The organism is Halomonas sp. IOP_14 (assembly GCF_021021315.1).
GTDB lineage: Bacteria > Pseudomonadota > Gammaproteobacteria > Pseudomonadales > Halomonadaceae > Vreelandella > Vreelandella titanicae.
In genome coordinates this window covers 47,962-73,793 of the sequence record NZ_JAINWD010000023.1, presented here as the reverse complement: position 1 = coordinate 73,793, position 25,832 = coordinate 47,962, and the positions used below count along the sequence as shown (strand labels likewise).

General features: G+C 54.0%; 27 protein-coding genes and 3 tRNA genes. 15 read left to right on the top strand and 15 right to left on the bottom strand.

Features of this window, described 5'->3' with window-relative positions:
* Window positions 1-20: 20 nt before the first annotated feature.
* The 4 genes from K7H09_RS15970 to K7H09_RS15955 all read right to left on the bottom strand — a co-directional run bounded on the left by K7H09_RS15970 (window position 21) and on the right by K7H09_RS15955 (window position 612).
* A tRNA-His gene (locus K7H09_RS15970) sits at window positions 21-95 on the bottom strand.
* Between the two features lie 76 nt (window positions 96-171).
* Window positions 172-248: transfer RNA gene (locus K7H09_RS15965), tRNA-Arg, on the bottom strand.
* 92 nt (window positions 249-340) lie between these two features.
* Window positions 341-417: transfer RNA gene (locus K7H09_RS15960), tRNA-Pro, on the bottom strand.
* 36 nt (window positions 418-453) lie between these two features.
* Window positions 454-612, bottom strand: a complete 159-nt coding sequence (locus K7H09_RS15955; RefSeq protein WP_022523505.1) for a hypothetical protein — start codon at window positions 610-612, stop codon at window positions 454-456.
* Window positions 613-626: 14 nt separating this feature from the next.
* Between K7H09_RS15955 and folD the strand changes: the two genes are divergently transcribed.
* The gene (folD, locus tag K7H09_RS15950; RefSeq protein WP_009286677.1) at window positions 627-1,499 is read left to right on the top strand and encodes a bifunctional methylenetetrahydrofolate dehydrogenase/methenyltetrahydrofolate cyclohydrolase FolD; all 873 of its coding nucleotides are present in this window, start codon (window positions 627-629) and stop codon (window positions 1,497-1,499) included.
* 38 nt (window positions 1,500-1,537) lie between these two features.
* Window positions 1,538-2,245 carry a 5'-methylthioadenosine/S-adenosylhomocysteine nucleosidase gene (gene mtnN / locus K7H09_RS15945; RefSeq protein WP_022523506.1) on the top strand — a complete coding sequence of 236 codons (708 nt, stop codon included), beginning with the start codon at window positions 1,538-1,540 and terminating at the stop codon, window positions 2,243-2,245.
* A gap of 69 nt (window positions 2,246-2,314) precedes the next feature.
* Here mtnN and pyrC read toward each other — a convergent pair whose 3' ends face one another.
* Window positions 2,315-3,352: a dihydroorotase gene (gene pyrC, locus K7H09_RS15940; RefSeq protein WP_022523507.1), complete on the bottom strand. Its 1,038-nt coding sequence runs from the start codon at window positions 3,350-3,352 to the stop codon at window positions 2,315-2,317.
* Between the two features lie 224 nt (window positions 3,353-3,576).
* Between pyrC and K7H09_RS15935 the strand changes: the two genes are divergently transcribed.
* The 3 genes from K7H09_RS15935 to K7H09_RS15925 are packed head-to-tail and all read left to right on the top strand — an operon-like array spanning window position 3,577 to window position 5,855.
* Window positions 3,577-3,993: a hypothetical protein gene (locus K7H09_RS15935; RefSeq protein ID WP_022523508.1), complete on the top strand. Its 417-nt coding sequence runs from the start codon at window positions 3,577-3,579 to the stop codon at window positions 3,991-3,993.
* Window positions 3,994-4,000: 7 nt separating this feature from the next.
* Window positions 4,001-5,272, top strand: coding sequence for an ATP-binding protein (locus K7H09_RS15930; RefSeq protein WP_027959404.1), 1,272 nt, complete (start codon window positions 4,001-4,003; stop codon window positions 5,270-5,272).
* A gap of 43 nt (window positions 5,273-5,315) precedes the next feature.
* Window positions 5,316-5,855: a response regulator transcription factor gene (locus tag K7H09_RS15925; RefSeq protein WP_009286672.1), complete on the top strand. Its 540-nt coding sequence runs from the start codon at window positions 5,316-5,318 to the stop codon at window positions 5,853-5,855.
* A gap of 61 nt (window positions 5,856-5,916) precedes the next feature.
* On the opposite strand, the gene K7H09_RS15920 is transcribed toward K7H09_RS15925, so the two are convergent.
* Together K7H09_RS15920 and hybE are read right to left on the bottom strand one after the other, a co-directional pair.
* Window positions 5,917-6,690 carry a 3-hydroxybutyrate dehydrogenase gene (locus tag K7H09_RS15920; protein ID WP_022523510.1) on the bottom strand — a complete coding sequence of 258 codons (774 nt, stop codon included), beginning with the start codon at window positions 6,688-6,690 and terminating at the stop codon, window positions 5,917-5,919.
* 73 nt (window positions 6,691-6,763) lie between these two features.
* Window positions 6,764-7,189 carry a [NiFe]-hydrogenase assembly chaperone HybE gene (gene hybE, locus K7H09_RS15915; protein WP_190373218.1) on the bottom strand — a complete coding sequence of 142 codons (426 nt, stop codon included), beginning with the start codon at window positions 7,187-7,189 and terminating at the stop codon, window positions 6,764-6,766.
* Between the two features lie 183 nt (window positions 7,190-7,372).
* Between hybE and K7H09_RS15910 the strand changes: the two genes are divergently transcribed.
* Both K7H09_RS15910 and K7H09_RS15905 read left to right on the top strand, forming a co-directional pair.
* Window positions 7,373-7,636, top strand: a complete 264-nt coding sequence (locus K7H09_RS15910) for a GrxA family glutaredoxin (protein WP_022523512.1) — start codon at window positions 7,373-7,375, stop codon at window positions 7,634-7,636.
* Window positions 7,637-7,740: 104 nt separating this feature from the next.
* The gene (locus K7H09_RS15905; RefSeq protein ID WP_027959401.1) at window positions 7,741-8,508 is read left to right on the top strand and encodes a DUF1338 family protein; all 768 of its coding nucleotides are present in this window, start codon (window positions 7,741-7,743) and stop codon (window positions 8,506-8,508) included.
* Window positions 8,509-8,601: 93 nt separating this feature from the next.
* On the opposite strand, the gene K7H09_RS15900 is transcribed toward K7H09_RS15905, so the two are convergent.
* Both K7H09_RS15900 and K7H09_RS15895 read right to left on the bottom strand, forming a co-directional pair.
* On the bottom strand, window positions 8,602-9,267 hold the full coding sequence (locus K7H09_RS15900; protein ID WP_022523514.1) for a CoA transferase subunit B: 666 nt from the start codon (window positions 9,265-9,267) through the stop codon (window positions 8,602-8,604).
* A gap of 63 nt (window positions 9,268-9,330) precedes the next feature.
* A complete protein-coding gene (locus tag K7H09_RS15895; protein ID WP_009286666.1) occupies window positions 9,331-10,029 on the bottom strand; it encodes a CoA transferase subunit A in 699 nt (232 codons plus the stop codon).
* A 164-nt stretch (window positions 10,030-10,193) separates the two neighbouring features.
* Here K7H09_RS15895 and K7H09_RS15890 point away from each other — a divergent pair, with 164 nt between their 5' ends.
* From K7H09_RS15890 to K7H09_RS15880, 3 genes are all read left to right on the top strand, one after another.
* Window positions 10,194-11,090, top strand: a complete 897-nt coding sequence (locus K7H09_RS15890; RefSeq protein WP_022523515.1) for a LysR family transcriptional regulator — start codon at window positions 10,194-10,196, stop codon at window positions 11,088-11,090.
* 106 nt (window positions 11,091-11,196) lie between these two features.
* On the top strand, window positions 11,197-12,078 hold the full coding sequence (locus K7H09_RS15885; RefSeq protein ID WP_027959399.1) for an acyltransferase: 882 nt from the start codon (window positions 11,197-11,199) through the stop codon (window positions 12,076-12,078).
* 116 nt (window positions 12,079-12,194) lie between these two features.
* On the top strand, window positions 12,195-12,992 hold the full coding sequence (locus tag K7H09_RS15880) for a LysM peptidoglycan-binding domain-containing protein (RefSeq protein WP_027959398.1): 798 nt from the start codon (window positions 12,195-12,197) through the stop codon (window positions 12,990-12,992).
* A gap of 92 nt (window positions 12,993-13,084) precedes the next feature.
* Here the strand turns inward: K7H09_RS15880 and gcvT are convergent, their stop codons facing one another.
* Complete coding sequence (gcvT, locus tag K7H09_RS15875; RefSeq protein WP_230805175.1) at window positions 13,085-14,197, bottom strand: glycine cleavage system aminomethyltransferase GcvT; 1,113 nt, start codon at window positions 14,195-14,197, stop codon at window positions 13,085-13,087.
* Between the two features lie 123 nt (window positions 14,198-14,320).
* Window positions 14,321-15,730: an alanine/glycine:cation symporter family protein gene (locus K7H09_RS15870; RefSeq protein WP_027959396.1), complete on the bottom strand. Its 1,410-nt coding sequence runs from the start codon at window positions 15,728-15,730 to the stop codon at window positions 14,321-14,323.
* Window positions 15,731-16,120: 390 nt separating this feature from the next.
* Between K7H09_RS15870 and gcvH the strand changes: the two genes are divergently transcribed.
* Both gcvH and gcvP read left to right on the top strand, forming a co-directional pair.
* The gene (gene gcvH / locus K7H09_RS15865; RefSeq protein ID WP_022523520.1) at window positions 16,121-16,510 is read left to right on the top strand and encodes a glycine cleavage system protein GcvH; all 390 of its coding nucleotides are present in this window, start codon (window positions 16,121-16,123) and stop codon (window positions 16,508-16,510) included.
* Window positions 16,511-16,613: 103 nt separating this feature from the next.
* A complete protein-coding gene (gene gcvP / locus K7H09_RS15860) occupies window positions 16,614-19,508 on the top strand; it encodes an aminomethyl-transferring glycine dehydrogenase (protein WP_230805173.1) in 2,895 nt (964 codons plus the stop codon).
* 64 nt (window positions 19,509-19,572) lie between these two features.
* Here the strand turns inward: gcvP and K7H09_RS15855 are convergent, their stop codons facing one another.
* Complete coding sequence (locus tag K7H09_RS15855; RefSeq protein WP_009286662.1) at window positions 19,573-20,478, bottom strand: LysR family transcriptional regulator; 906 nt, start codon at window positions 20,476-20,478, stop codon at window positions 19,573-19,575.
* 218 nt (window positions 20,479-20,696) lie between these two features.
* Here K7H09_RS15855 and ppnN point away from each other — a divergent pair, with 218 nt between their 5' ends.
* The 3 genes from ppnN (at window position 20,697) to K7H09_RS15840 (ending at window position 23,373) form a co-directional block, all read left to right on the top strand.
* Window positions 20,697-22,079: a nucleotide 5'-monophosphate nucleosidase PpnN gene (gene ppnN, locus K7H09_RS15850; protein ID WP_022523522.1), complete on the top strand. Its 1,383-nt coding sequence runs from the start codon at window positions 20,697-20,699 to the stop codon at window positions 22,077-22,079.
* A 224-nt stretch (window positions 22,080-22,303) separates the two neighbouring features.
* Window positions 22,304-23,038 carry a sulfite exporter TauE/SafE family protein gene (locus K7H09_RS15845; protein ID WP_442908122.1) on the top strand — a complete coding sequence of 245 codons (735 nt, stop codon included), beginning with the start codon at window positions 22,304-22,306 and terminating at the stop codon, window positions 23,036-23,038.
* A gap of 134 nt (window positions 23,039-23,172) precedes the next feature.
* Complete coding sequence (locus K7H09_RS15840; RefSeq protein WP_022523524.1) at window positions 23,173-23,373, top strand: hypothetical protein; 201 nt, start codon at window positions 23,173-23,175, stop codon at window positions 23,371-23,373.
* Between the two features lie 117 nt (window positions 23,374-23,490).
* On the opposite strand, the gene K7H09_RS15835 is transcribed toward K7H09_RS15840, so the two are convergent.
* The 3 genes from K7H09_RS15835 to K7H09_RS15825 form a co-directional block, all read right to left on the bottom strand.
* Window positions 23,491-24,282, bottom strand: a complete 792-nt coding sequence (locus tag K7H09_RS15835) for a DUF6694 family lipoprotein (RefSeq protein WP_442908121.1) — start codon at window positions 24,280-24,282, stop codon at window positions 23,491-23,493.
* A 149-nt stretch (window positions 24,283-24,431) separates the two neighbouring features.
* The gene (gene moaA / locus K7H09_RS15830; RefSeq protein ID WP_230805169.1) at window positions 24,432-25,421 is read right to left on the bottom strand and encodes a GTP 3',8-cyclase MoaA; all 990 of its coding nucleotides are present in this window, start codon (window positions 25,419-25,421) and stop codon (window positions 24,432-24,434) included.
* Window positions 25,418-25,822: a putative zinc-binding protein gene (locus K7H09_RS15825; RefSeq protein ID WP_009286657.1), complete on the bottom strand. Its 405-nt coding sequence runs from the start codon at window positions 25,820-25,822 to the stop codon at window positions 25,418-25,420. The genes moaA and K7H09_RS15825 overlap by 4 nt, the downstream gene beginning before the upstream one ends.
* Between the last annotated feature and the right edge of the window lie 10 nt (window positions 25,823-25,832).

The following is a 25,832-nucleotide window of genomic DNA, read 5'->3' as shown; positions in this document are numbered from 1 at the left end:
GGAAACGCAAATATTGTCACTGGGGTGGATGATGGGATTTGAACCCACGACCACCGGAGTCACAATCCGGGGCTCTACCCCTGAGCTACACCCACCAAAGACAATCTTACGTAGAACAAATAGCATGCGCTTGAAGATATGATTCTGACAGGTTGTTACCACTGAATTAGGTGGCACGCCCAGCAGGAATCGAACCCGCAACCTACGGCTTAGAAGGCCGTTGCTCTATCCGGTTGAGCTATGGGCGCACATATAGTATTCATATAATACGAATACCGATGAGCACTAGACCACAACTGCAGCTTGGAAAAGCAAACTACTACCTTTCATGCTAAGTGATTGGTCGGGATGGAGGGATTCGAACCCCCGACATCCTGCTCCCAAAGCAGGCGCGCTACCAGACTGCGCTACATCCCGATTTTTATCACCTTAGACGCTACCGTGCTGCCCGTCTCAAGCGAGGCATATATTACTATTTTTAATTTTAAAGTCAACCATTAAAGTGATTGTTCGTGAAGGCGCTTTGCCTGGATGCTCCAGCGTGCGAAAATTACCGCCTTTAAAGCGCTGTGGCTTGAGCGCTTTAATGCCTAGGCTATTTTTAACATTCACAGGGACTCCATTACATGACCGCCCAACTAATCGATGGCAAAGCCATCGCTGCTACTGTCCGCCAACAGGTTGCCGAAAAGATCGCTGCACGCCGTCAAACCGGCGGACGGGCACCGGGACTAGCCGTGGTTGTGGTCGGGGACGATCCCGCCTCTCATGTGTATGTCAGCAATAAGCACCGCGCCTGCGAACAAGCTGGCATTCTCTCCTTTCAGCATGCCCTACCCGCTACAACCTCACAGCATGAACTGGAAGCCCTGGTTGATCAGCTCAACAGCGACCCGACCGTTGATGGCATCTTGGTTCAACTGCCACTGCCCAAGCATCTCGATGCCGAGCCCATTTTAGAGCGTATTCTGCCTGGCAAAGACGTCGATGGGTTTCACCCCTACAACATTGGCCGCTTAGCGCAGCGTATGCCCGCCCTACGCCCCTGCACGCCGAAAGGAATCATGACCCTACTGGCACAGAGCGATATTGCGCTACGCGGCTTAGATGCCACCGTTGTGGGCGCCTCTAACATTGTAGGCCGCCCTATGGCGCTGGAGCTGATGCTGGCAGGCTGTACCACCACCGTATGTCACCGTTTTACCCGCAACCTTGAAGATCACGTAAGCCGAGCCGACATCCTGGTCGTGGCCGTCGGCAAGCCGGGTATCGTGAAAGGCGAATGGATTAAGCCGGGCGCTATCGTGATCGACGTAGGCATCAATCGTCAGGAGGATGGCACGTTAAAAGGCGATCTTGATTTTGCCACCGCCGCCGAACGCGCCAGCTTTATCACCCCCGTACCTGGCGGCGTGGGGCCGATGACCGTAGCTACTCTGCTGGAAAATACCCTTGAAGCCGCCGAGAAGCACGATTTAGCTCCCCTAGAGCACGCCTGAGTTAAACAACACCACTTTTAATGTAGGAGCATGGCGCAGTGAAGCGTATTGGTATTATTGGCGCAATGGCGCAGGAAGTGAGCACCTTGGTGAGTCAGTTGGACAATCCCCAACGCTACGAGCACGCGGGTTTTGTCTTCCATACCGGCACGCGTTACGGCCTTGAGGTCATTGTGCTGCAGTCAGGGATTGGTAAGGTCAATGCCGCAGTAGGCACGGCTATTTTATTAGAGCGCCATCAGCCCGATGCCATTATCAATACCGGTTCCGCCGGTGGCTTTGCCGCCGATTTAGCCATTGGCGATGTAATCATTTCAGACGAAGTACGCCATCACGACGTCGACGCCGTGGTATTTGGCTACGAGATAGGCCAAGTGCCAGGGATGCCCGCCGCCTACTTGGCCGACAAATCGCTGCGAGAAGTGGCGCGTAATGCCATCGTCTCGTTAGGTGAAGTCCAGGTACGCGAAGGCTTGATCGCTACCGGTGACGCCTTTATGGCTGACCCTGCAAGGGTAGACGCTACCCGTGCCCAGTTCCCTAGCATGCTTGCGGTAGAGATGGAGGGCGCAGCCATTGCTCAAACGTGCCACCTCTACCAGTGCCCCTTCGTGGTGATCCGCGCGCTCTCTGACATTCCTGGCAGTGGCGACAACCACCTCTCCTTCGATGAATTTCTGGAAGTGGCCGCCGACCACTCATCGCGCATGGTTGACCAAATGCTTAAGCAACTTGGCAACGTCTAACAGGGCTTACTAAGCGCTTGGAGCCGTCGACTGTTAAAGCGTCGACGGTTCTTGTTAAGACCTGGCTTGTTAAGACCTAACCGCCCAGTTAAGCGTCTCCCCCGCCAGCAATGGAATAATGTTCTCTCCCTGAGCGTAAGGATAACTCTCCGGCAGTGTCCAACCCCGTCGCTCTAGCGTAATGGTGTCTGCGTTAGCCGATAACCCATAAAAACGCGGCCCATTCAGGCTGGCGAAGGCTTCCAACTTATCCAGGGCACCCATTTCATCGAAGGCGGTGGCGTAAAGCTCAATGGCCACGGGGGCAGTATAGGCACCGGCACAGCCGCAGCTTGACTCTTTAGCCCCCTGGGAGTGGGGCGCGCTATCGGTGCCCAAAAAGAACTTATGGCTACCGCTGGTGGCTGCTTTAAGCAGCGCCTGGCGATGCTGCTCACGCTTTAGAATGGGCAGGCAGTAGTAGTGAGGACGAATCCCACCCACCAGCATCTTATTGCGGTTAAACAGCAGGTGATGCGCAGTAATGGTGGCGGCCACATTATCCGGTGCCTGGGCAACAAACTCTGCGGCTTGCTGGGTGGTGATATGCTCACACACTACTCTCAGCGCCGGATGGCGTTCCAGCAGCGGTTTTAGCACTGTTTCAATAAACACCGCTTCGCGATCAAAAATATCGATCTCAGCATGGGTGACTTCACCGTGCACCAAAAGTGGCATGCCAACCTTAGCCATCATTTCGATAGTGGCGTCACAGTGGGCCAAATCGGTCACCCCTGAATCGGAGTTAGTCGTGGCACCCGCCGGGTAAAGCTTCACCGCTTTGACAATGCCACTTTGTGCCGCGCGCTCGATCTCTTCCGGTGGAGTTGTATCGGTGAGATAGAGCACCATTAAGGGCTCAAAGGTACTGCCCGCTGGCAAGGCAGCAAGAATACGCTGACGATACTCAAGCGCCTGAGCCGTAGTCGTAACCGGCGGGGTGAGATTGGGCATAATGATCGCCCGCCCCATCTGCGCTGCGGTATGGCCTACCACCGCGTTGAGCGCCTCATCGTCGCGCAAGTGAAGGTGCCAGTCATCGGGGCGGGTCAGTGTTACAGTGTCCACGGCATGTCCTGTAGTGGTGTTAAGTCGGGTAAAATACGCCATGTACAGTATACGCAATTGCGCGATGGGATAAATCCGCTCCTCAAGTGCCCACACCCCAGCCCAAGTATCGTATTATGGCGGCGCTGTTTTAGAGACACAGCTCTTTCAAGATCCAGATCTAACGGTTAGTTTTTGCAGTCGTTTATAAAAGTTAGTTTTTGACGCTAAGGATTCGGTTGTTTATGCAGAACGTGCGCCGCTATGCGGATATTATTGCCAGCCTGGAAGGATTGATGTGGCTAAGCCTCGCTTGGTCGATTTCGCTCTCCGTTCATATCGGCAGCACAGAACCCACTCTTGCTAGCTTATTGGTGATTGGTGCTCTAGTGGTTTTCTGCTGGGCTCATCGGCCACTGCGTTACCTGTTGCGCCGCTACCATATTCGCAAGCGACGCACCGATATGTGGATCCATACCCTGGCTCTGCCGTTGCTGCTGGCGATGTTCCTCCACATCATGCTTGAAGCGTTATTGGGTAGCGCCTGGTTGCCGCCTAAAATGCTGCTGTTCAATATATTGGCGTCGGCGGGCTGGACAACCTACGTGATGACCCTGTTGATTAAATCTGTCATTCATGGCTTTAAAGCCAAAACCAAGTAAGCCCATCATGCCGACTGCCCTACCCCTCCCGCTTTCTACACCCAACCGTAACTTGGTGCGACTGACTATTGTGCGCGGCATCACCTGGACGGGTTTTTTACTGGCGATTGTGGTGGGCGTTGAACTGCTCGCCTTCGATTTACCGGTGACCGCCGTGGTGAGCGTGGTCATTTCAATGGGCGTACTCAATATTGCCACTTGGTGGCGCCTGGGCCGTCCCCGCGCGGTGACGCACCTTGAGTATTTGCTGCATTTACTTGCCGATATCACCGGCTTAACACTACTGTTCTATTTCTCGGGCGGTTCCACCAACCCTTTTATTACCTACTACCTGGTGCCGGTTACCATCGCCGCCGCCACCCTGCCCTGGCGCCATGCCTGGATCATCGCCGCATGCTCCATGGCGGGCTATACCTTTTTAATGTTCTCCTACCACCCCATCCCGCAACTGGGCCATATCAACAGTGATAGCCCCTTGAGCCTGCATATACTAGGCATGTGGCTTAACTTTGGCCTCTCTGCGGGGCTGGTAACCTTTTTTATCTACAAAATGGCTCACGCGCTGCGTAGCCGTGATCAGGCGCTCTCCCGCACTCGGGAAGCGGCCCTGCGCAATGAGCAGGTGTTGGCGGTCGCAACCCAGGCCGCGGGCACTGCCCACGAACTGGGCACACCACTCTCTACCATGGCAGTCCTCCTCAAAGAGATGCAGGCCGATGCCCCCGCCGATTCGACGCTTGATCAGGACATTAACTTATTGCGCCAGCAGGTCGACGTATGCAAATCACGCCTACAAAATTTGGTCTCCAACGCAGACCGGCGCCGTATGGCAGAACCCGAAGTGCTCGATGCAGAAGTGTGGTTAGCGGGGGTTGTTCAGCGCTGGTTGGTGCTTCGTCCTGATGTGAGCCATCAGTTCGATGTGGCAGAGAAACGCGGAAGACCTTGGCTGGCCGTCGATGCCACGCTCGACCAAGCATTGACCAATTTGCTCAATAACGCCGCTGACGCCAATCCTGAGCACATTGCCATACGCTTAGACTGGCAGAGTGAGAGCGTGGTGATCGATATTCGTGACCATGGCCCAGGTGTCGCCATGTCGATCGCCGACCAGTTGGGTGAGACGTTTATTTCGACTAAAAGCAAAGGCATGGGCATCGGCTTGTTTTTAACCCATGCCACCATCAATCGCTTTGGTGGTGGTGTAAGCCTGTATAATCACCCGGAAGGGGGTACGCTAACGGAAGTCACGCTGCCCCGCTGCGCAGCGCCAACTTAATCGCGCCCGCCCCAAGCACCGCCAGTTATGGATTGAGGACAACATGCAAACGCGAGAGCAACGCCTGCTAATCATAGATGACGATGAAATGTTTTGTCATGTGCTGAACCGTGCCCTTACGCGCCGCGGTTACGACGTTATAGTTGCCCACGATGCCGAGCAGGCCCTGACCATGGCCGCGCAGCATTCACCCACCATGGCGACCCTTGATTTAAAACTGGAAAACAGCTCAGGTTTAAAACTGCTTCCGGAGCTGCTTGCCACCGTGCCCCAGTGTCGCATTGTGGTGCTGACCGGCTACTCCAGCATTGCCACCGCAGTGGAGGCGATTAAGCTCGGCGCGGTTAACTACCTGTGTAAGCCGGTGGATGCCGACGATGTATTAACCGCATTCGAGCGCCAAAGCGGTGACCCGGATATTGAGCTTGCAGACAATCCGCCATCGATTAACCGCATCACCTGGGAGCATATTCAGAAAGTGCTGCAGGAGCACGACGGCAATATATCCGCCACCGCACGAGCGCTGGGCATGCACCGCCGCACCCTGCAGCGCAAACTACAAAAACGCCCCGTACGTCGTTAAAGCCTGCAACAAAGCACCCCGCCAACCACATCAAGGTCACTGGCGGGGCCAAACTGATTAATTAATGCGCCGTCCAGCCTAAATCGATATTAAAGCTTGAGCCAGTCACAGCACCGGCTGCGTCGGATGCCAGATAAGCGACTAATTGCGCCACCTCTTCAGGTTCGATCAAGCGCTTGATGGCCGCCTGTTTGAGCATGACTTTCTCGATGACCTCCTGCTCATCCATACCGTGCAATTTAGCCTGGTCGGCGATTTGGTTGTCCACTAACGGGGTTTTCACATAGGCAGGACATACCGCATTCGCGGTGATGCCTTGTTCACCGCCCTCTAGCGCCGCCGTTTTGGTCAAACCAATCATGCCGTGTTTGGCACTGATGTACGCCGCCTTCCCTGGTGAAGCCACCTGAGCGTGTATCGAGGCCACGTTAACGATGCGTCCCCAACCCTTTTCACGCATATGCGGCCAAGCCGCCTGTGTTAGTAAGAAAGGCGCCGTTAGCATCAAGTCCATAATCTGACGCCACTTTTCCTCGGGGAAGGTCTCAATCGGGGCAACGTGCTGAATCCCAGCGTTATTGACCAATATATCAACACCGCCAAAGCGCTTGACCGCATCCGCCACCGCCGCACGGCAGGCGTCGGGATCGGTTAGATCCGCCTCAAAGAACGCCGCGCCGGATTTTTCAGCGACCGCCTTACCAGCCGGATTAAAATCGACGGCAAGCACTTGATGACCTAATTCGCAAAAGTGCTTAACCACAGCGGCACCGATCCCGCTGCTAGTACCGGTTACCAGCGCAACTCGCGGTGTTGTAACGGCTTGGGAAGTCATGGGTAATTTCCTTTTTCACTGCGTGGATGGAAGATACTGTTTGTAGAAATCCTGACAGTATAGCTGGCTGCACTTAGGCGTTGAGCCCTTCATCGGGTTGCATTAAACGCGCCATCATTTGCTGCGCCAGCCTCGCGGCCTCCTGCATGCTCTCCAGCTCGCTTAAATCTCGCAAAATGGCGCGCTTATAGAGTCCGTAGCCGCCTGGCAAGCGCTCAAGAGATAGTGGGTATGTGCCTGAAGGCAGAGAAAGCGTAAGCGTATCCGCCAGAGTCTCGGTCAGCAGGGAGTGGTCAGGCACTGCAACCAGCCACAGCTCGCAGGGCGTAATCAACGCCCCCACCATGTGCTTAGCGCCATGATGCTGGAAGCATAGCGCATCAACCCCTAAACGCGGGTTCCAGTCACTTTTTCGTTTAATGGATGGCAAGTGCCTATCTCGGTACGCTTTCGACAGATCAGTAAGAAAGGTGTATTGGTCAGCGGTGAGCGTTTGCATAGGCTTGTTGGTTTTCCCAGGTGATAACGGACATTAATGGTTCGTGTAGCGAGCTACTATTGGCGAAACGAGCTCTGCTCAGCCACAATGGGCGCGAATTTATCGCTTAGCCAAACGGCTATTTACCCTTCAGTTACTGTCTACCTGATAACTTACTCAGTTTATCGTAAAGGAGCACCACCTATGTTCGTGGTTATTTTTGGTCGGATGTCATGTCCTTTCTGCGTACGCGCAAAACAGCTGGCCGAGCATTTGGAAAAAGTCGGAAAAATTGAAGGCTATCGCTATGTGGATATGCCCTCTGAAGGCGTCACTAAAGAAGATATCGCCAAAACAGCGGGTAAACCCATTCACACTGTCCCGCAGGTATTTGTCGATCAAACCCATGTAGGCGGCTTTACTGAATTTGATCAGTTTGTCCGCGATCAACAGCTACTTGCCGTTTAACCGCTCGTTAATAGCCGTTGAACCCTTGCTTACCCTGCTTGCCTATACTGAGCAGTTATTTAATGGCTCACGCTAGGTGTGCCACTTTAGGCAAGGAGTTCACCATGCAGCGTCAGGAGTTCGTTCAGCAGCTGTGGCTTGACTATGTACATACCCATCCCGACATCGGCGCCCTTAGACTTTGGCCACTATCAACGGCGGCTGAATATTTAACGCTGGTAACGCTCAATTACGGGCCCTTTGCCGCTGCCGCGCTTACCGGCAATTTAGCTCATATGGGCTATCGCGTCATGGGCCATTACGCCATGGCCGATAAAGGCCTATTAGTGCAACTACTCGCGCCAAGCGACGGCAGTAGTTGGCTGGTGCTGGCAGAACTGCAAATAGGCACATTGTCCAAGGCGCCCCGGGAAGCCATTGAAGGGCTGGTGCAACAATCTCACCCTCAGGATTGCAAGGGGCATAATTTGCTCTGCCGCGGTCGCCCCTGGCCGATGCCTAGCTGGGCGCTTTATCAACAGCTACAGCAAGCTCACCCCTTGGCTGCCTGGATAGCGGTGATGGGCCCTCGATTGCATCACGCTGGCTTTGATTGTGGGCAGTTGGGGGAGCCCTTGAAAACGCTGGATCAACGCCTAAGTGAAGTGGGCATGCCAAGCCTTGAGGGCCAGCAAAACGGTGTCTTCACGGTATCATCACTGCTTGATCACCGCTTCTACCCCACCACACCACAGAAAACAGTCTTCGCCAATGGCGATGAACATCGCCTCTGCCTAGGCGGCCTGGCGTTAGCCCAAAAGCACGTTGAAGATAATCACGAGCGTATTGCCGATTTACTGCTACCCCACCATACGCGCTGTGAAATGGCCTGAGACGCTAGCAGTAATGGCGCTAGCGTCTCACTGTGCAGTTTATTTAACCCTCTAACCTTCGGCTGTTTATCATTCGGGCTAATGGGAGCGTACTTACTCGGCATCAAACGTCATTTCGGGAACATGGTCAGGCACAATCAGTTTGCCCGCCGTCTTCTCGACGATTTCCTCAACGCTTACGCCCGGAGCGCGCTCCTTGAGAATAAAGGCACCGTCTTTGATTTCAAGATAAGCTAAATCTGTCAACACGCGGTTAATGCAGCCTGCGCCGGTCAGCGGTAGTTCGCATTTTTCCAATAGCTTGGATTCGCCGTGCTTAGAGGCATGGGTCATAGTGCAAATGATATTGTCGGCACCGGCAACGAGATCCATGGCACCGCCCATGCCTTTGATCAACTTCCCTGGAATCATCCAGGACGCGATATTGCCCTGCTGATCCACCTCGAAAGCCCCCAGCACGGTGAGATCCACGTGGCCACCACGAATCATCGCAAATGATTCTGCGGAAGAAAAAATCGCTGCGCCTGGGCGCGCCGTCACCGTCTCTTTACCCGCATTAATCATATCTGGATCAAGTTCGTCTTCGGTGGGGTAGCGGCCCATCCCCAGCAGACCGTTCTCGGATTGCAGCATGACATCGATGCCATCCGGAATATAGTTGGCAACCAGGGTGGGAATACCAATGCCCAGGTTGACGTAAAAACCATCTTGAAGTTCGCGGGCGACACGCTGAGCCATCTGTTCTCGTGTTAAAGCCATGGTGACTTCCTCTTGTTGAATCGTTAAATGAGAAGCTAGTGTTGAGTTTGAAGGCGCGGCGTATTAGCTGCGCACCGTGCGTTTCTCTATCCGCTTTTCAAACGTGCCTTGAATAATCCGATCCACATAAATTCCTGGGGTATGGATCTGGCTAGGCTCAAGCTCACCCGGTTCAACGATCTCTTCAACTTCCACCACGGTAATTTTCCCCGCCGTGGCGGCCATGGGGTTAAAATTCTGCGCCGTATGGCGATACATTACATTGCCATAGCGATCCGCCTTCCAGCCTTTCACTATGGCAAAATCACCTACAATGGCTTCTTCTAAAATACAGTGTCGGCCATTAAACTCGCGAACCTCTTTCCCCTCACCAATCGGCGTGCCGTAACCGGTAGCGGTGTAAAAGGCGGGAATACCAGCGCCGCCTGCGCGCATTTTTTCCGCCAATGTGCCTTGAGGCGTTAACACCACTTCAATCTCATCGTTGAGCATTTGCTTCTCAAACAGGGCATTCTCACCTACGTAAGAGGCCAGAATCTTACTGATTTGGCGGTCTTCAAGCAGTATTCCCAAGCCAAAACCATCGACACCGCAATTATTGGATACCACGGTAAGGTCAGTGACGCCGCGTCGCTTGATCTCGGCAATCAGGTTTTCGGGAATACCGCAGAGCCCGAAGCCACCGGCGATGACGGTCATACCGCTTTCGATGCCTTCCATAGCCTCTTCGTAGGAAGCTACACGCTTATCGAATCCTGCCATTGTTGTGCCTCACATTGTTGTTGATGATCAGTATTATCGTAGATGAGTGCTGTCAAAAATTCGCGAACTGAAGCTTACGATAGTGCCAGTGTTGTGCGAGATGATATATTTGTTAAGTTTGTTTTTCTTATCAATTTATTTTTTAAACTTATAAAAGGTGCTTTATGACCGTCAAACAGCTGCGCGCCTTTCTGGCGGTCGCCCAAACCCTCAGCTTTACTCAAGCCTGCGAGCGCCTGCATTTATCCCAACCAGCGCTAAGCCTGGCGATTAAAGGCCTGGAAGAGTCCCTGGGTGGCAAACTGCTGATTCGTAGCACCCGCAGCGTCAGATTAACCCCAGAAGGCGAGTCGCTACTACCGCTAGCCAAACATCTGCTGGCCCAGTGGGACAATACCGAGGAGCGTTTGCGCCAGCGCTTCACCCTCCAGCTGGGGCGCCTTAGCGTGGCGGCGATGCCCGCCTTTGCCGGTAACTTACTCCCTGCGGCGCTGGTTAAATTTCGCCAACAGTACCCCAAAATCAACATAACCGTGCACGATGTCATCAACGAGGAGGTTACCGCCATGGTGCGCTCCCGACAGGTAGAGATGGGGATCGCTTTTTCTCCGGAGGGTACCGGCAGCCTGCTCTTTACGCCGCTGTTTGAAGACCATTTTGTGGCGGTCGTGCCGACTGGCTCTCCGTTAACCCAGAACACCCAGCTCGCCTGGTCGACGCTGCTAAGCTACGATTTCATTACTCTTCAGCGCCCCTCCATGGTACGTCGTTTATTGGAACAGGAGCTGAGCAAACAGGATATGGAGCTCACTGTGGCCTTTGAAAGCCACCAGCTCTCCACCGTGGGGCGGATGGTTGCCGACGGTCTGGGCGTCAGCGCTGTGCCTTCCATGTGCATTCGTCAAATGCATGAACTGGGCGCTCGCTGCATACCGCTGACAGCGCCCGCTATCTCCTGCCGGGTCGGCATTTTGACTCACCAAGAGCTCTCCGTAGCCACCCATGCACTGCGCACCGTTCTCTTGAACACCGTCCAAGCCCCTTCACTGCCGCTCGCCTAAAACATCATCAAGCTAATGAATTGCTGTAGGTTTCTGCTGGGCAGCGTGGCTAGGATCATTTAGCATTCAGTATTACGTTATTGGTCTGACGGTAAGGAAACGTGGTATGCCTATTTTAAAGGGGCTGATTAGCGCTCTGCTGCTAACGCTCAACACGCTGTTCTGGGGCGTACCTCTCATTCTGCTGACGCTACTTAAAGTCATTGCCCCAGGGCAGCGGCTTAAACAGTTAGTGTTGCAGGGGCTGAATGGCGTTGCGCTTAACTGGATAGGCGTTAATCTTTGGTGGATGCGGCACTGGCTCAAACCCGTGCTACACGCCAGCGTACCTGATAATTTGAGTCCACAGCAGTGGTGGTTGGTGATATCCAACCACCGCAGTTGGACGGATATCTTTATGCTGTTGATGGCGTTGCATCGGCGTATCCCCATGCCGCGTTTTTTCTTAAAACGTCAATTGATCTGGATCCCCATCGTAGGGTTGGCTTTTTGGGCGCTAGAATTTCCTTTTATGCGCCGCTTTAGCCGCGAACAAGTCGCTAAAAATCCTAAGCTGGCCACCATTGATCGAGCAGCTACCGAACGGATGTGCCAGCAGGCAAGGCTCTCGCCCATTGCGATTTTTAATTTTGTCGAGGGCACCCGCTTTTCGGTTGCCAAACGCGATGCCCAGCAGAGCCCCTACCGCCACTTATTACGCCCTAAAGCGGGCGGCATTGCCCAAGTACTTAGTCTGCTAGGCAACCAATTGGATGGTATCCTGGATGTGACGATCAGCTACGCTAACCCCTCGCCGACGTTTTGGGGCTTTTTATGCGGCAGGGAAGCGCCCATAACATTACAGGCACGGCAACTCAGCATTCCTGAGTGGATGTACGCATCAGAAAACCACGAAGAAAAGCAGCATAAGGAACGCTTCCACACATGGATCAATGCACTCTGGTTGGAAAAAGATGGCATGCTGGACAGCCGAACCGATCACGCCTAGCCGGCTGGCTCACTGTTTGGCTGTTAGCGGGACTACTGACCGGCTGTTCCAGCGCTCCTCCATCGTCATCCCAGCGAGCAGCCGCTCCTAGCGCCAGCCAGTTCAGTGGCAACTGGGTGCAAGTACAGCGTGGCGACACGCTGGGTAAGCTGGCGGCCCGGGCTAACGTGCCACTGGAACGCTTGGAGCGCTTTAACCCAGGTGCCGATACGCGGCGCCTGGAAATTGGGCAACGTCTATTAATTCCTACCCAGCAGGAGCGGGCACCTTCAGGTGGCCCCTACCGCTATCAAATCCGTCCTGGTGATACGTTCTCGAGCATCGCCCGACATTTTGGCACTACCAGTGGCCGCATTCAGAGTGCCAACCCTAGTGCCTCTCCCACTAATTTGAGAATTGGCCAAATAGTCAGCCTCCCCCTTAGCGGTTCAGCGGCGCGAAGTTCATCTAGAAGCTCAGCAAACAGTAGCAGCTCTTCAAGCGCTAACAAGCCTGCCGCTGCACCTACCAGCAGCGCTCCCAGTCAGGCGCTACCCTCATCAGCCAGGCGCTGGCCCTGGCCGCTGGAGGATTATCGAGTGGTTCGCCGCTTCGGGCCAGACAGCCGAGGCACCCTGCAGCCCATGCTGCTGGCTACTCAAGCTGGCGCTCAGGCTAAAGCCGTCGCCCCTGGCGAAGTACGCTTTGCCGACGGTATGCGTCAGTTGGGTGAAGTGGTGATTGTGCACCATGCCAATAACCTCCAAACCGTATACGCCCTTTGCGAGCGCATTTTGGTCGAGGTAGGCAAACAGGTTAGCGCGGGAGACCCACTTTGTGAGGTAGGTCAAAGCAGTGCCACCCAACGCTATGATCTACTCTTTGATCTGCGCCAAGGCGGCAAACCCATCGATCCCAAGCAGGTTTTGCGCTAAAACACTCGCTTGAAACCGTCCCTCGTAATACTGTCCATTATAAAGCAACGGCCCCTAGCTTAAGCAGGGGCCGCGGGTAGATGGACACGCTTCTAGCCGCGATAGTAGCCCGGCTTTACAAACGGCATGGGAGTTACCACCATAGGTAACTGTTTACCGCGTACCACCGCGAATACAGTGCTTTGCGGTGCTTCCTGCTCGCGAGTGACATAACCCATCGCCACAGGCTTACCGACGCTGGGACCAAAGCTGCCGGAGGTAACGATTCCAATCTCATTGCCTGCCTCATCCACAAGCGGCGCACCCTCACGCACCGGCGCGCGACCTTCAGCTAACAGCCCAACACGCTTGCGGGTGTGATCTTTGGCATCGACCTGATGAAGAATCACATCGGCGCCTGGAAAACCTCCCGGCCGATCACCACCACGGCGCCGGGGCTTGCCAATCGCCCAGATTAGACCTGCTTCTACCGGGGTGGTTTGCTCATCCATATCGTGGCCATACAGGCATAAACCCGCTTCCAAACGCAGCGAGTCCCGCGCTCCCAGGCCAATCGCTTCGACTTCAGGCTCAGCTAGCAGTTGCTCAGCGAAGGCTTCGCAAGCATCGGCGGCGACGGAAATTTCAAAACCATCTTCACCGGTATAGCCGCTGCGGCTCACCCAAACCTCCTGCCCAGCAATGGTGAAGCGGCCATGCTGCATAAACACAAGCTCACAGGCTTCAGGGCAAAGCCGCTGCATGACATCCCGCGCCTGAGGCCCTTGGAGCGCTAGTAAGCCACGATCCAAAGGTTCAATTGTATGGGTTGACGCCAAATTGAGGCGCAGGTGAGTCAAGTCCTGATCTTTACAGGCGGCATTCACTACCAGATAGAAGTGATCACCCGCATTGACCACCATCAGGTCGTCAATAATGCCGCCTTCTGTGTTGGTGAACAGCCCGTAACGTTGGGCACCTTTCTCAAGGCTCATCAAATCGGCAGGAATCAAGGTTTCCAGGGCTTCGGCCACGCCGTCACCGGAAACGCTGATTTGCCCCATATGGGAGACATCGAACAGCCCGCACTTTTGACGGGTGTGTTCATGTTCTTTTTTGACCCCCAGCGGATACTGCACCGGCATATCGTAGCCAGCAAAAGGTACCATCTTGGCGCCTAACTTGAGGTGCAGCGCATGCAGTGGCGTTTGCTTTAATTCAGACATAGGGGCTTTCCTCACTTAAAAGTGTTCGCTCAAAAAAGAGAACGGGAAGCCACTGATTAAGTGCCTTCCCGACTCTCCTGTTATTCACGTTCACCTACAGCGCCGATGAACGCGCTGCGGGTATTATTGGTCGTGATCCAGTGCTTCACCCGGCAATACGTCTTTGCCGTCGAAATAGTCCTTGGTTAGCTTAAAGACTACCGGCGAAAGCAGTGCCAAGGCAATCAGGTTCGGGATCGCCATCATGGCGTTGAAGGTATCCGCCATGAGCCAGATAAAGCCCAGTTGAGCGATGGCGCCCAGCGGGATGGCCAGTACGAACAGCACCCGATAGATCATAATGGAGCGAGTGCCAAACAGGAACTGGCAGCACTTCTCACCGTAAAATGACCAGCCTAGGATGGTGGTAAAGGCAAAAATCGCCAACGCAATGGCGACAATCTGATTCCCAAAGCCAGGCAGTGCAGCGTCAAACGAAAGCGCGGTCAGCGACGCCCCCGCTTCACCCTCTTGCCAAACCGTTGAGGTCAAAATCACCAACGCGGTAATCGTGCACACAAGAATGGTATCGATAAAAGTGCCCAACATCGCGATTAAGCCTTGGCGCACTGGATTTTTGGTTTTGGCCGCCGCGTGCGCGATCGGCGCACTACCCAAACCCGCTTCGTTGGAGAAGATCCCGCGTGCCACACCAAAACGAATCGCCGCCATGACGGCGGCGCCCGCGAAACCACCTGCGGCCGCCATGGGGTTGAAGGCATAGTAGAAGATCAAACCAAAAGCTTCACCGATCTGCCCGGCATTGACGATCAATACCAACAAGCCAGCCACTACGTAGGCAATGCCCATAATCGGCACCAACTTGCCCGCCACTTTAGCAATACGCTTGATACCGCCCAGAATCACCGCGCCAGCCAGCACCATAATGACCACCCCCGTGAGCCAGTGCGGCACGCCGAAGGTGGCGTCCATGGCGTCAGCAACGGAGTTGGACTGAACGGTATTGCCGATCCCGAAGGCTGCGACAGCGCCAAAAAATGAGAACAGGCCGCCCAACCATAGCCACTTTTTACCCAGGCCATTCTTGATGTAAAACATCGGCCCGCCCACGTGGTAGCCAGTGCTATCGGTTTCACGATAGCGCACGGCCAGCACCGCTTCAGCAAATTTAGTGGCCATACCCACCAGTGCGGTAATCCACATCCAAAACACAGCGCCAGGGCCACCTAACGCAATGGCTGTGGCGACACCGGCAATATTACCGGTACCGATGGTCGCAGAGAGTGCGGTCATCAAGGCATTAAAAGGAGATATTTCCCCTTCGTCTCCCTCTTTGGCAACTGCCGCTTTACCCACCCCAGGTTTCGCATCACGCCCCGCCCACATTAGCTTGAAGCCCATGCCGAGCTTTCTAATCGGCATCAGTTTCAAGCCAAGCTGCAGGTAGATCCCCACACCGAGTAGCAGAATCAACATGACGGGCCCCCAGACCACGCCGTTGATCGCCCCTAAGAGGCTAGTTAATGCTTCCATGTTCATCTCCTCGCTTTGTTGGTATGCAATATTGGTGTGTATTATTGGCTTGTTGCGATTACGGGCTAGTCCTAACGACGCTATTGTTGGTTAGCGCACGATTTGAATGTTTTACACCATAAACTTAGCTAGCATCTAGGGTGATGTCGCTTGTGCATAGAGGATACCGCTTTTTTCATAACCCGATCTTCTGCACAAACCCGGCGAAAAGTAGCTGAACCGATAACGCTACCAAGCAAGCTTTGAAGCAACGAAGAAATTTGTTTCCGATTGGAAACACGTTAACATGCTTGCTTATTCGCTCGATCTACCCCAGTCACTAGTCGCCAAGGCGAACGGCAACCGCTAGTATGCTCGGGCCCAGAAAACTGTTTCATATAGGAAAACACCATGAGCAATCTTCCTACCAATCTTCGTTACGCAGAAAGCCACGAGTGGGTGCTGGATAATAAGGACGGCACCGTGACCGTGGGTATAACTGATCACGCCCAGCAGGCGCTCGGCGATGTCGTGTTTGTTGAACTGCCTGAAGTGGGAACAGCGCTGAACAAAGGGCAAGAGTTTGGCGTTATCGAATCGGTAAAAGCTGCTTCTGATCTCTACTCACCGGTTGTTGGCGAAGTCATTGAGGTCAATGACGCTCTTGAAGACGCCCCTGAAACAGTCAATGAAGCGCCTTACGAAGGCGGTTGGATTATGAAAGTGCGTTTAGACAGCGACTCACTTGATGGCCTGCTCGACGCAGATGCCTATCAAGCAACGCTTAGCGCCGACGACTAAAGGCGGTAGCTGAATCATATATTAGGGCCTGCCTTTATCCTTTATGGCAGGCTCTTCGCTTAACGCCCTGCACGGTTCTCTCTTAACGTCCGGAATCTTCTTCATGTCTCTTGAAACACGCCGTCTGGCCGAGCTGGCCGATCACGATGCTTTTATCAAACGTCATAATGGTCCAAGTCAAGATGACGTGGCCACCATGTTAAAAGCGCTCAACATGCAGCACATGGAAGATCTGATTGAACAGACCGTGCCAAGCGATATTCGTCTTGGCAGTGAGCTAGCGCTTGATGAACCACGCAGCGAATCAGAGGCGCTAGAGTACCTAGCGCAGCTCGCGCGCCAGAACCGCGTGGCTAAGAGCTATATTGGCCAGGGCTATTACGGCACCCATATGCCCGCGGTGATTCAGCGCAACGTATTGGAAAACCCAGGCTGGTACACGGCCTACACCCCCTACCAGCCGGAGATTTCTCAAGGACGCCTGGAAGGCTTGCTTAACTTCCAGCAGGTGGTCATGGATTTAACCGGCATGGAGCTGGCTAATGCGTCGCTGCTCGACGAAGCCACCGCTGCCGCCGAAGCCATGGCGCTGTGTAAGCGTGGTAATAAGAAAAGCAAATCCAACGCTTTTTTCGTCGCCGACGATGTTTTCCCGCAAACGCTGGATGTCGTTAAAACCCGTGCCGAGTTCTTTGGCTTTGAGCTGATCACCGGCCCTGCAGAAGAGTTGGCCAGCCACGATGTGTTTGGAGCCCTGGTTCAGTACCCCTCTGCCAGTGGTGAAGTGCGCGATCTGGCACCGCTATTAAGCGCCGCGGCTGAGCGCAATATAATGACCTGCGTGGCCAGCGATCTTTTGAGTCTGGTGCTGCTTAAAGAACCCGGCCAGCTGGGCGCGGATATTGTGGTGGGCAACTCCCAACGCTTTGGCGTACCCATGGGCTTTGGTGGCCCTCACGCGGCGTTCTTTGCTACATCCGACAAGCTCAAGCGCTCGATTCCTGGGCGTATCATCGGCGTATCAAAAGATAGCCGTGGTAACACCGCCCTGCGCATGGCAATGCAGACCCGCGAGCAGCATATCCGCCGCGAGAAAGCGACGTCCAATATCTGTACCGCCCAGGCGCTTCTGGCTAACATCGCAGGCTTTTATGCCACCTATCACGGTGCAGAAGGGTTGCGCAAAATTGCCGGCCGCGTTCATCGCCTAGCCACCCTGCTTGCCGAAGGCCTTAAGCAGGCAGGCGTATCGCTCGCTCATGACAGCTGGTTTGATACGCTACGTCTGACAGGTGTTGATGCAGGTAAGATCCATGGCCGAGCCATGACCCATGATATTAATCTGCACTACTTCGGCAATGGCGATGTCGGTATTAGCCTGGATGAAACCACCACCGCCCACGATGTAGCCACATTGTTTGATGTGCTGCTGGGCGATGAGCACGGCCTTGCCGTTGCAGTATTGGACGAGCAAGTGGTAGCTAGCGGCGCTTCCGGCATTCCCACGGCATGCCAGCGCGAAAGCGACTTCTTGAGCCATCCCACCTTTAACCGCTACCGCAGCGAAACCGAAATGCTGCGCTACTTAAAGCGTCTGGAGAATAAGGATCTGTCGCTTGCCCATGCAATGATCCCGCTCGGCTCCTGCACCATGAAGCTCAACGCCACCAGCGAAATGATCCCCGTCTCCTGGCCCTCGTTTGCGCACCTTCACCCCTTTGCACCTCGCGACCAGGTGGCTGGCTATCATCAAATGATCGACGAGCTCTCGGCCTTCCTGGTCGAAGTCACCGGTTACGATCACCTCTCGATGCAGCCTAACTCCGGCGCTCAGGGTGAATATGCTGGCCTTGTGGCAATTCGTCGTTACCAAGCGGCCCAAGGCGAAGGTCATCGCGATGTCTGCTTGATTCCAAGCTCTGCCCACGGTACCAACCCTGCCTCGGCAGCCATGGTGCAAATGAAGGTGGTGGTGGTCGAGTGCGATCAAAACGGCAATATCGACATAGCGGATTTACGCGCTAAAGCTGAACAGCATAGCGATAAGCTCTCCGCCATTATGCTGACCTACCCATCCACACACGGGGTGTTTGAAACCAGCGTACGCGAAGCGTGCAAGATCGTTCACGACAACGGTGGTCAGGTGTATATCGATGGCGCCAATATGAACGCCCAGGTAGGGTTAACCCGTCCTGGCGATTTTGGCGGCGATGTGTCTCACCTTAACCTGCACAAAACGTTCTGTATTCCCCACGGTGGCGGCGGCCCGGGCATGGGCCCTATCGGCGTGAAAGCCCACTTGGTGCCCTACGTTTCAAACCATGTGGTAACACCTATCAACGGCGTCAACACTGATAGCGGTGCAGTCTCCGCGGCTGCCTTCGGCAGTGCTTCCATTCTGCCCATTTCCTGGGCCTACATTAAGATGATGGGTGCCCGCGGGCTGCGGGAAGCTACCGAGCTTGCCATCCTAAACGCCAATTACATTGCCAAACGATTGGAAGCGGCATTCCCGATTCTATACCGCGGTCAGAACGGTACCGTTGCCCACGAATGCATAATCGATATTCGTCCGCTCAAAGCGGCCTCTGGGATTAGCGAGGAGGATATCGCCAAGCGTTTGATGGATTACGGTTTTCACGCACCAACCATGTCGTTCCCAGTGCCGGGCACGCTGATGATCGAACCGACTGAGTCTGAGTCGCTGTATGAAATCGACCGTTTCTGCGATGCGATGATTGCCATTCGTGACGAGATCGCCCGAGTGGAGAGCGGCGAATGGCCGTTGGATAATAATCCGCTGGTCAATGCGCCACATACCCAGGCGGATCTAATGGATAGCGACTGGCAGCGGCCTTATGACCGCCAGTTGGCCGCCTTCCCGACCGCGGCTGTTCAAGCCGCTAAATACTGGCCCGCCGTTAACCGCGTCGATAACGTTTTCGGTGACCGTCAGTTAATCTGCTCCTGCCCTAGCATCGACGAATATCGCAACTAGCGGCAAAGCTGGCAAGATGTGAAGCGATAGCGCTCTAAGTAACGAAAACGCCCTTGGTGCCTAATCAATTAGACGGCATCAAGGGCGTTTTTTCTTGCAGACGCTGAGCGTGAAAACCGTCTAACAGCTTCGCGTAGCGCTTAGGCAGCACCGAGTCGCGGCGGCGCAGCAAATAGAGCACTTCATTGACCGCATTGGGCAGGTTCAACGCTTTTACCTGGCGCTGCCAAGGCGAAGTTTCCAATACCAATCGCGATACCACGCTAAAGCCCAATCCCCTGGCCACTGCATCCAGCACCATGCTGACCTCATTGGTAAAGCCTTGATGGCGGAAATGGGTCATTGAGCGAAACTCGTCGGGGTAATTGGCTCGCAGCAGTGCATTGGCATGGTTAATGCCGTCGTAATAATTGAGAAAGCCGATGCCCATTAAATCTGATAACGTGCTGCCCGCAAAATCTGCAGGCACCACCAAGCAGAGCGGTTCTTCATGCCAAATGCTGCAGCTAAGCTCAGGGTGCCGCATTGCCTCGGTGACTATCCCGATGTCATAACGCCCTTCAAGCAGGTCATTGACGATTTCGTGGTTGAACGCAAAGCTATAGTTGACCGTTAAATTGGGGTGCATTTGCTGCTGCCCCAATATATACGGATAGAACATCAGGCCAACGCTACCCGGCGAGGCAATGCGGCAGTCACCGCTATCCAAAGAGTCATCGTCTAGCCCGTGACGGAACTGTTCATGCTCAGCAAATAACTTTAAAGCGTAATCGTAAGCACGCCGCCCCGATTCGGTTAATGTAAAGCTACGCCCCTTGCGCTCTAGCAGCTCTTTATTTAAATAGTCTTCTAACTTGCGTACATGCTGGCTTACGCCCGGCTGGGTCATTTCTAAACGTTGCGCCGTACGGGTAAAACTGCCTGTTTCAACAAGCGTAATAAAGGTACGAAAATAGTGGGCATTGAACATAGTGAAGCGCCATGGTCTTTGATAACGGTCTTTAGCAGCTCTCTTTGAGAACCCGCTTTAGGCAACAGTTTAGTAACTAACAAAAAACGCTATTGCCGCCGCCCTATAAAATAGACCTCATAATAGCACACCCCGGCGAGCCAGCCGCTGCGCTGTACCCACCGCTTGGGCGTGGTAATATGCCAAGAGACATCAAACGATTAGGGACAGCCCCGCTAATGACCGAAAACGTTCAACCTCGCGCCACTCTTTCCAGCATCATTTCCCCCGAGGGGAGCCTCGAAGTACTCTCTCAGCATGAAGTTAATCGACTGCATAAAACTTCTCAAAGCGGTCTGCACGACCTTCTTCGGCGCTGTGCGTTGGCAGTACTCAATTGCGGTAATCCCAGCGACGATAGCCTGGCGATTTTAGAAGCCTATAAAGATTTCGATATTGAAGTGCTGCAGCAAGACCGCGGCATTCGCTTAAAGCTCACTAACGCCCCCGCCGAAGCCTTTGTAGATGGCCGCATGATTCGCGGTATCCGCGAGCATCTATCCTCGATCATTCGCGACATCGTTTACGTCTACAATGAGATTCAGCACCACAATCGTTTTGACCTGAGTACGGGAGAAGGCACCACCAATGCGGTCTTCCATATTCTGCGCAAAGCGGGCACGCTCAAACCCGGCCGCGACCCTAGCCTGGTGGTGTGCTGGGGCGGTCACTCTATCTCCCGGGAAGAGTACGAATATACCAAAGATGTGGGCTATCACTTGGGTCTGCGCGATTTAGATATTTGTACCGGCTGTGGCCCTGGCGCAATGAAAGGCCCCATGAAAGGCGCGAACGTTGCCCATGCCAAGCAGCGGCGTAAAGAAGGCCGCTATTTGGGTGTTTCAGAGCCCGGCATTATCGCTGCCGAAGCGCCTAACCCCATCGTCAATGAACTGGTTGTCATGCCAGACATTGAAAAACGCTTGGAAGCCTTTGTGCGCCTGGGCCATGGCATTATTGTGTTTCCTGGCGGGGTGGGCACCGCAGAAGAGATTCTCTATCTGCTAGGCATTCTGCTGCACCCTAGCAACCAGGATATTCCTTTTCCGTTAATTTTCACTGGCCCTGCTGATTCTGCGGCCTACTTTCAGAAAATTGATGAATTTCTGGTCTATACCCTCGGTGAGGATATCCGCCGTTACTACACCATCATTACCGGCGATCCGGTCTCGGTTGCACGCACCATGCGCCACGGCATCGATGAGATCGCTGAATTCCGGCGCACCCATCAGGATGCTTTCTACTACAACTGGCGATTGACTATTGCGCGCGACTTCCAGGCAACCTTTGAACCGACACACGACGCCATGCGTGGCTTAGCGCTGCACCGCCAGCAGCCTACCCATGAGCTCGCTGCTAATCTGCGCCGCGCTTTCTCGGGGATCGTCGCAGGCAACGTCAAAGAGGCTGGCATTCGAGCCATTGAAGCTCATGGCCCCTTTGTACTGACCGCAGAGCCCGAACTAATGCAACGCCTTGACGAGCTACTCACCTCGTTTGTAGCCCAAGGGCGCATGAAACTCGATGGCCAGCACTATGTGCCCTGCTATGTGCTGAAATAACAGCGTTTAGGCTCTGCCTGAAAACTGGCTGCGCTCGACCATACGGCGTTAAAAATCGGCTCAAAGTACTCATTTACACAACGTAAACTCCGTCTTTTCGCCGATTTTTGCCTTGTCTGGCCTTCGCTCGCCGACTTTTCAGACAAAACCTAATCCTGAAGAAAATCAATACGCACAGCTGCCGGTTGCGTGGCGGCTGTGCGCTAAAAAGGGCCGGTAACCTTATGCTGTTAATTGCGTTTATAGCGCTACTCATTGCAGGTATCGTCAAAGGCGCCATCGGTTCAGGTGTCCCGGTTATTGTCGTACCCATTCTCACCATGCTGTACGACGTTCAACTCGCTATCGCTCTATTAGTCGCGCCTAACCTATTTAGTAATGCTTTACAGGTATGGCAATATCGACGCCACCTACTACCCTCGCGCTTCTTGGCAGCTTTCTCCATTGCTGGCGGGCTAGGCATCGTTCTGGGCACTTGGGGATTAGTCGTTTTATCTCCCGAAATACTGTCACTGGGTGTCGCGGGTGTGATCGTGCTTTACCTGATCATCAAAGTGATGAAACGTCGTATCGCCCTGCCTTTTAATATCGCTGCGCGACTAGTGATCCCTATTGGCCTACTCGCTGGCGTGCTTCAAGGCGCTGCAGGCATGTCGGCGCCAGCCTCGGTTACGTTTCTCAATGCGATGCAGTTGAAACGAAGCGTATTTATTGGCTCCATCTCGGTCTTCTTCGTCGCTATTACCAGTGTTCAAATACCGGCGCTTTTAAACGCGGGCATTTTAACTCTGGAACGCTTTTTGTTTAGTATTCTTGCCCTTGTGGTGATACTCGCCGCCATGCCCCTAGGCGCCCGCCTGGGCAATCGGCTGCCCCACCGCTGGTTTGATAATTTGGTTATGCTGTTGCTGGCAAGTATCGCCGGTAAAATTTTTATCGATACGCTGATGGCTGGCTAGCCCACGGAAAACCTTTTCTACGCTTTTTTTCTCACTTCAGCTAAGCAGTGTTGAGAACCAAGTCAGGTAAAAGCGGCCAGAATAGCTACACTGAGTGAGCATTACCTCACTATTGACCTTGAAAGGAACTCAACATGTCGATGATTAATCAGCTAAAAGATGTCAAAACCAAAGATTTCGCCAAGCACTGCTATGAAAGCAGCAGCGTCGATAAACTGCGCGAGGCGTCGGCAGGCAGCGCCGATCAGTCAGAAATGGAGCATTGGGGGTTAACCGAAGGGCAGTGGGAAGAGGCAATTGTTGCCGCCCTCGCCGACCATGAAGCCAAAGAGTAAGTAACCCCGTTTGGCGAAAAGATAATTGGTAGAAATGTTTGCGCCCTATCGGATAACCGCTAGGGCGCTGTGGTTTTTGCACCGTTTACCCCACAAAGAGCTTAGTCCACACGAGACTCACTCCAAACGGGAGAAAGCAATGCCACCATACTCCTTCTGCAGTTGCTCAAGCCTGGCCAGTTCGTGTTCTGTTAGCTCAGGGGAGTCCCATAATGGCTGCTCATCAAGCCCTTTCAACCCTTGCAAGGTGACCGTCAGCTCTGCATCGCTGGGTATTTGAGCATTACCCCATGGGCCAAAGCGGTTAGGCGCAAGGCTCCACTCCAGTGTTTCGCCAGGCTCAATGCCACCAGGAACAACGTAGTAAAACGTTTCGTCTACCCAAGGTGCTGAGTGATCAGGGCTCGTCACCACGCCCCTCAACAGAAGCTCAGAAATGGCCTGATCCGTGCCGTTGGTCACCTCAAGATCAATCACCGGTTCCGGAGCGCCATAGGGGCTCGAGCCAATATAATAGCGAGCACTGTCAATGGTAAACCGCGCTAACTGCTGCTGATCACTGGTGGCTTTTGCACGCTTCTCTTCCAGCCGCTTTAAGGTGCGAATAGCCTGTTCGCGTTCGCGTGCCCGACGCTCGCGCAGAATTTGATCGGCACGCTGGATCACCTGATCCCCCGTTAACCCATGCATTTGCACATTGGCCGTTTCGGCAATCTCAGCGGCATTCATGCGGCGGGGGTTGAGAATATCGATACCACTAAACGACGTCGACGTGGCGATAATGATCAAGCCTTGATCAAACTCATCGCGCTTGTAGGTGGGCAAGGAGTTACGCACTTTCTCAACCGAGACAACCGACGCAGGCATGGAGCTAGTATCAATTTTGGGATCTGAGCAACCAGCTATCATGAGTACTGATAGTGATATTGCAGACAGCCTTAGCAGGCTCCACATACAATCACCTCAACGCAACCAAAAATAAAAAATTGTCGAGGAGCTTAACGGAAAGCGCTATTCACCACTAGCCCCTGCTAGCTTTGAACGCTGACCGAATCGTATTACCCGCCTGTTGCATTCATAAACCTCACTATTTGAACTTCACCATCCGTCGTGAAGTGATGGCGCTCAGGTTTTTTCTTCATTGCCGCCACAATGCTCGATTTAAGCCGCTGGGTATCACCCGGATAACGTCGCATTACGGCGCGTAAATCTACCGAGTGCTCATTGCCCAAGCAAAGCAGTAGCCGCCCTTCAGCCGTCACTCGAACACGATTACAGGCAGCACAGAAATTGTGGCTATGGGGAGAGATAAAGCCAATGCGCGACTGGCTGTCTGCCATACGGTAATAGCGGGATGGCCCTAGGGTGGTCTCGGTGGTGGGTAAGAGTTGATAGTGGTTTTCTATGGTCTCGCGTACCGCATCGGTGGAAAGAAAGGTTTCACCACGGTTATGCTCGCTGATAGCGCCCAGCGGCATCTCCTCAATAAAGCTTATATCGACTTGTTCATCCCGGGCAAAGTTTACCAAGTCGATAATTTCGTCGTCATTGCGCCCCTTGAGCAATACGGCGTTGAGCTTAATCGACTGAAAGCCAGCGCGGCGCGCTGCACGGATACCCGCGATCACCTGATCAAGATCCCCCGTCCGGGTTAATGCTTTAAAGCGTTCGGGCTTGAGCGAGTCGAGGCTAATATTGAGCCGATGTAGCCCACCTTGCCGCAAAGCATTGGCATGCTTGACCAACCCTGAGCCGTTGGTGGTCATCGCCAGCTCGCGCAGACCTTCCAATGCACCGAGTTTTTGCACTAGCGTGAGTACGCCCTGGCGTACCAGCGGCTCACCGCCAGTTAGACGGATTTTCTCCACGCCCAGCTCGACAAATGCCTGTGAAAGCGCGGCTATCTCCTCAAGGGTAAGCAGTTGGGCGCGTGGCAGAAAGGTCATTTCCTCAGCCATGCAGTACACACAGCGAAAATCACAACGATCAGTTACCGATATACGCAGGTAACGCACCGTACGGCCATACCCATCGACTAGCGCACTCATTCCATGGGTTCCTCTTGGGTATTGGCATTAACGGGCAGCCGTGCAATGAGTTCTTTTACTTCTGCGGTGACGTCGATGATTGTTTGCTCATCATAAAACTGGCCCCGCCGCTTGCGCAGGCCGTTTTCATATAGCTTTACGTGCTCTGTGGGTATCACATCCGCTTTGGCGAGACAGTGGCTGGCGCAGTGCATCTGGCACCCGTCAATGGCTACAATAGGGCGCCCTGAGCGGGCAATGCGCACCAGACCGGGCACACCACCGCCCACACCAGCAATGCAGGACATTTCTGCCTCTCCTGCATGGTCAAGACGCAGGGCAACGCTATTGGCAAGTTGCGCCACATCAGAGCAGCCGGAGCAGGCATAAATCAGTGTGCGGGGTTTGTGTTGTGAAGACATACCCTCTCCT